Annotated in this window: 6 protein-coding genes; 1 reads left to right on the forward strand and 5 read right to left on the reverse strand. The window is 44.9% G+C overall.

All coding sequences use genetic code 11. The features are described 5' to 3' along the window. On the forward strand, positions 1-986 hold a 986-nt coding region (locus VK541_RS18175; protein ID WP_324371796.1), incomplete at its 5' end, for an Ldh family oxidoreductase. On the opposite strand, the gene lepB is transcribed toward VK541_RS18175, so the two are convergent. The 5 genes from lepB to VK541_RS18200 all read right to left on the reverse strand — a co-directional run. Next, a complete protein-coding gene (gene lepB, locus VK541_RS18180; RefSeq protein ID WP_324371797.1) occupies positions 983-2,194 on the reverse strand; it encodes a signal peptidase I in 1,212 nt (403 codons plus the stop codon). The two genes, VK541_RS18175 and lepB, sit on opposite strands and share 4 nt — an antisense overlap. 9 nt (positions 2,195-2,203) lie before the next feature. Further along, positions 2,204-2,944, reverse strand: coding sequence for a 4-hydroxy-tetrahydrodipicolinate reductase (gene dapB, locus VK541_RS18185; RefSeq protein WP_324371798.1), 741 nt, complete (start codon positions 2,942-2,944; stop codon positions 2,204-2,206). 81 nt (positions 2,945-3,025) lie between these two features. Beyond that, complete coding sequence (locus VK541_RS18190) at positions 3,026-3,652, reverse strand: DUF5683 domain-containing protein (RefSeq protein WP_324371799.1); 627 nt, start codon at positions 3,650-3,652, stop codon at positions 3,026-3,028. Further along, positions 3,652-4,569: a ParB/RepB/Spo0J family partition protein gene (locus VK541_RS18195; RefSeq protein WP_324371800.1), complete on the reverse strand. Its 918-nt coding sequence runs from the start codon at positions 4,567-4,569 to the stop codon at positions 3,652-3,654. Before VK541_RS18195 ends, VK541_RS18190 begins: the two co-directional genes overlap by 1 nt. 10 nt (positions 4,570-4,579) lie before the next feature. Next, a partial coding sequence (locus tag VK541_RS18200) for a ParA family protein (protein WP_324371802.1) occupies positions 4,580-5,130 on the reverse strand: 551 nt, incomplete at its 5' end.

Consider the following 5,130-nt stretch of genomic DNA (forward strand, 5'->3'; position numbering starts at 1 on the left):
ATGTACTGCTGAGATCTGACTTAAGGGGGATCGACTCTCATGGTGTAGCGCGTCTGAGCGGATATGTTCGTCTTTGGGAAAAGCAGCGCATTAATGCTACACCCAATGTAAGGATAGTGCATGAAACAGCAACTACTGCCACAGTGGACGGAGACGCGGGTCTGGGACTTGTGGTCGCTCCTTTTGCCATGAAGATCGCCATTGAAAAAGCAAAGGTCTATGGCAGCGGCTGGGTATCCGTTAAAAATTCCAATCACTTTGGAATAGCCGGATACCATGCCCTAATGGCTGTGGAACAGGATATGATCGGGATCAGCATGACCAATGCAAGTCCGCTTGTCGCTCCAACTTACTCCAGCGAGCGTTTGCTGGGCACCAACCCGATGTGCTATGCTTTTCCTGCCGGAAAATACCCTCCGGTAATAGTAGATATGGCGACCGCGGCAGCAGCGAACGGGAAGCTGGAGATTGCGCAGCGTTCAGGTTCATCTATCCCAGAGGGCTGGGCACAGGACGCATCTGGAAATCCCTCAACAGATCCGCACCAGTTGAAACAAGGCGGTTCTTTATTGCCCCTGGGCAGTGATAAAGACCATGGCAGTCATAAGGGCTATGGTCTGAGCGCAACTGTAGACATTTTATCTGCCGTGCTTTCAGGCGCCAACTATGGACCATGGGTACCTCCTTTTGTAGCTTTCCTTGAGCCATCTGCCAATCCCGTGGGCGCAGGCATTGGGCATTTTTTTGGCGCCATGCGTGTCGACGGGTTCCGTCCGGCGCAGGAGTTTAAAGATCATCTGGACAACTGGATCGAGCGGTTTAAATCGGCCAAACCGGTAGACGCAGCGCATAAAGTGATTATTCCCGGTGAGCCTGAATATGATTTTGAGAAAGAGCGAATAAAAAACGGCATCCCGTTAATAGATGCCGTTGTAAATGATTTAAATGAGTTGGCCCTTAAATTGGGGATAGCAGATTTGTCTTAATGAATTCCTCTCAGCAGCCGGTTCCATCTTATCTTACTAAAAAATGAACCATTGGTATCAAAACTCATCCAAATAAACAGTGCTTTACCTACGATATGGTCTTCAGGGACGAAACCCCAATACCTTGAATCAAGGGAATTATGTCTGTTGTCTCCCATCATCCAGTAATAGTCCATTTTAAAGGTATAAGTGTCAGCAGGCTTCCCGTTGATGAGCCAGCCATTATCTGATTTTTCCAGTTTATTTCCTTCATAGATCCTGATGCTTCTTTCATATAGCGGCATTGTCGCGCTATCAAGTTTGACAGTCCATCCTTTCTTAGGAATAATGATCGGGCCAAAATTATCGACATTCCAGTTTCTGTTGGGATCAAATGGAAAAACATCCATCTCCCTTTCGCCTTCGGGTCTGGTCACGGCTTTTACAGACTGTACAAAATCAAGTTTCCTGACTTCGTCCATCATGATTTCAGAACCGGTAAATAAATAGGATGAAGCGCTGAGCTGTGTAATGTCCGGGTCTGCATCCCTCATACTGAATCCCATGTCCTGAAAAATGCCAAAATTCACGTCAGCAGTCTTAAATGTGACTTCATAAGTAAAATTACCTGTTTTTTTCAATTTTTCAGGCTTGCCGTTTACAGAGACGGTTCCGGCTTTCATACTTACCGTATCACCGGCTATGGCAATACACCGTTTGATATAGTTTTCACGTTTATCTACCGGGCGGCTCACTATAGTATATTGAGAATTGACACTTTTCCAGCCGCTATGTCTTACCATTTGATAATAATCTACTTCCTGCTGTTCCAGAGCTACCGTATCCCCCTGCGGATAATTGAATACCACAACGTCATTGCGCTTGATATCTGACAGCCCGGGTAACCTGCGGTAGTCCCACTGGATGCCCTCCCAATAAGCCTTGGTGCCTGTAATTGGCATGGTATGGTGTGCAAATGGAAATGCCACAGGGGTCATCGGGATGCGGGGCCCATAGTTTACCTTGCTTACAAAAAGGAAATCCCCGATCAAAAGCGACCGTTCCATAGAACCAGTAGGGATCGTATAAGCCTCAATAAAAAATACCCTGATAATAGTTGCAGCAATCACGGCAAACAGAATTGCATCTACCCACTCCCTGCTTTTGCTTTTTTTCTTCTTTGGCTTGTTGTTTTCGGCTTTGTTCTTTTGCCAGAATTTCCAACTCATATGATGTTGTTATTTAAAATTAAATATATCGGTAATGTTATAAAAACCTTGTCTTTTTTCCAGCCACTCTGCTGCGATGATCGCTCCCAGTGCAAAGCCTGAGCGGTTGTGCGCGGTATGCTTAAACTCTATTTCATCTACCTCTGAACTGTATACTACAGTATGGGTTCCGGGAACACTGTCAATTCTGTGCGACTCGATCAGCAATTGTTCTTTTTTCAATATGTCATCAAAAGGGATTCCTTCAAGTTCATTTACCCACTCACTTTTCCTGTCTAAATTGGCAATAATATCTTCTGCAATGGTCATTGCCGTCCCGCTCGGGGAATCCAGCTTCTGGGTATGATGGATCTCCTCCACCTGTACTTCATAAGCAGGATAATCATTCATCAGTTTAGCCAGTAATTTATTCATGTGAAAGAAGAGATTAACCCCAATGCTAAAGTTAGACCCGTACAGCAAGGTATTGTTACTCACTATGCATTCATTCTTAACTTCCTGCAGCTCTCCATACCACCCTGTAGTGCCGACCACCACCGGCAGATTGGCATCAAAACAAGCATAAATATTTCCTAATGCCGCATCCGGGGCACTAAAATCTATCGCCACATCCGCCTTACGTAAATTACTTTCGGTTAGGTCTTCCTGATTGTCAATGGTGATCTTCAAAACGATCTCATGACCCCTCTCTAAAGCAAAACGCTCAATGATCTGCCCCATTTTTCCATAACCAAGCAATGCTATCTTCATCTTTTTATTTTTTATCCGTTATTATACCATATCCCTTCGCAGATAAATGTGCACCAGCAATTTATTTGCGAATCAAAAGTATCAAAATTTAAGTGTAAGTTTTATACCGGGCACAGGCTGGTTGAAGCCATACATCGTATTCGCGTCGATTATGCCGGGGCTGACCTTAAAAGCAATGTCGCCTACATCAAAGTATTTAAGACGTGCGTCAATATAAGCCTCGACCACATTGAGCAGGTAAAGGCCCACAAATGAGAAAACGATCACCTCCCGGTTGCGCCGGAAAGTGTCTTTGGCCAGGATCAGTCCATCCTGCTGACGGTCCTGAAGAAAACCTTCCGGATTCCGTTCTCCGGGATGTAGAACCCTGAATTCCAATTCTTTAAGCACAATCTTGTAATTGTTGTTGTTTTCAATATAAGAAAGTGTGAGCAGTGTGGCACCGGTATAGATGCCGGCTACCTTGGCAAGACGGTAAACCGTTACCCCATTGCCTAATTGCCCCATACCTGGCAATATCATAGACCTGAACGCAGCCTTCTTTCCCGCAACTTTTCCCGGATTTATGTAAGCAGGTCGTTTTTTTAGGGTATCTGTTTTCTGAATGGTCTGGGCCGTGCTGTCTTTTTTAATGCTTACCGGCTGCTGGGCCTTTAAGGACAAGGCAGAAAAAAACACCAGTACCGACAGCAGAAAAAAATTGCGCATTACCAATCTAATAATTCTAAAATACGGCTCAGGTCATCTTCCGATACAAAAGGGATTTCGATCGCACCTTTACCATTTTCGCCAACTTTCAGTTTGACCTTGGTGGCAAATTTAGAAGCCAGATCCCGCTGAAGTTTTTGATATTCGAAAGAAACACCCGGAGACTGCTTACCCTGTTTCGGTTTTAGCTGTATGCTGTTGATGTTCCTTACCAATTCTTCCACCTTACGCACAGAAAGGCCTTTTTCTATGATCTCATCATGAATAAAAAGCTGCTTGTCTGCCTGATCTACATTGATCAGCGCACGGGCATGCCCCATGGATATCTTCTGGTCTCTTATGGAGATCTGAATGGCAGGTGGTAATTTCAACAGACGCAGGTAATTGGTTACGGTAGTACGGTTCTTGCCTACCCTTTCGCCGAGTTGCTCCTGTTTAAGGTTGCATTCATCAAGCATGCGCTGAAAACTGAGGGCAACCTCTATGGCATTCAGGTTTTCCCGCTGAATGTTCTCTATCAGCGCCATTTCCAGCATCTGCTGGTCATCCGCAGTCCGGACATAGGCCGGTATTTGTGTAAGACCTGCAAGTTTTGAGGCCCTTAACCTCCGTTCACCTGAAATCAGCTGATACTTACCGCCGGTGTGTTTGCGCACGGTAATGGGTTGTATAAGCCCCTGTACTTTGATGGACTCAGCAAGCTCATTTAAAGCAACCTGATCAAATTCAGTGCGTGGCTGATATGGATTCGTTTCCACATCACTGATGTTGACCAGGCCTATACTATTGTTATGGGTTTCATGTCTGGTCTCACTTACCGGATTAACTCCGTTCTTTGGCGGGTTAACAGCATCAGAATCATCCAAAAGCGCACTTAATCCTTTACCTAAACCTGTTTTTCGCTGAAAAGATGTCATTAATATATTTTTAAATTATCGCCGTTGTTGAATCTGCCACCTCTTTCACCATCCCGTTTTTGCTCACGATCTCGCGTGCCAGGTTCAGGTAATTAATAGCACCCTTACAATTTGCATCGTGCATAATCACCGAAACACCATAACTAGGTGCTTCACTTAAACGTGTATTGCGCTGAATAATTGTATCAAATACCAGGTCCTGAAAATGTGTTTTTACTTCTTCCACTACCTGGTTGGAAAGGCGCAGACGAACATCATACATGGTCAGCAATATGCCTTCTATTTCCAGTTCGGTATTTAAGCGGCTTTGCACAATCTTGATCGTATTCAGCAGCTTACCTAATCCCTCAAGAGCGAAATATTCGCACTGTACCGGGATGATCACTGAGTCAGCAGCGGTCAGGGCATTAATCGTGATCAGACCCAAAGACGGGGAGCAGTCTACAATGATAAAATCATACTGGTCCTTTACCTTCTCCAGCACCGCCTTCATTTTATATTCCCTGTTATTCAGGTTGATCATCTCTATTTCTGCGCCTACCAGGTCAATATGCGCAGGCA

The organism is Pedobacter sp., assembly GCF_035317785.1.
GTDB lineage: Bacteria > Bacteroidota > Bacteroidia > Sphingobacteriales > Sphingobacteriaceae > Pedobacter.

What these genes read in the sequence shown, in the direction of transcription:
- lepB (WP_324371797.1), bottom strand. Translation starts at nt 2,194, where the DNA reads ATGAGTTGGAAATTCTGGCAAAAGAACAAAGCCGAAAACAACAAGCCA.
- dapB (WP_324371798.1), bottom strand. Translation starts at nt 2,944, where the DNA reads ATGAAGATAGCATTGCTTGGTTATGGAAAAATGGGGCAGATCATTGAG.
- VK541_RS18190 (WP_324371799.1), bottom strand. Translation starts at nt 3,652, where the DNA reads ATGCGCAATTTTTTTCTGCTGTCGGTACTGGTGTTTTTTTCTGCCTTG.
- VK541_RS18195 (WP_324371800.1), bottom strand. Translation starts at nt 4,569, where the DNA reads ATGACATCTTTTCAGCGAAAAACAGGTTTAGGTAAAGGATTAAGTGCG.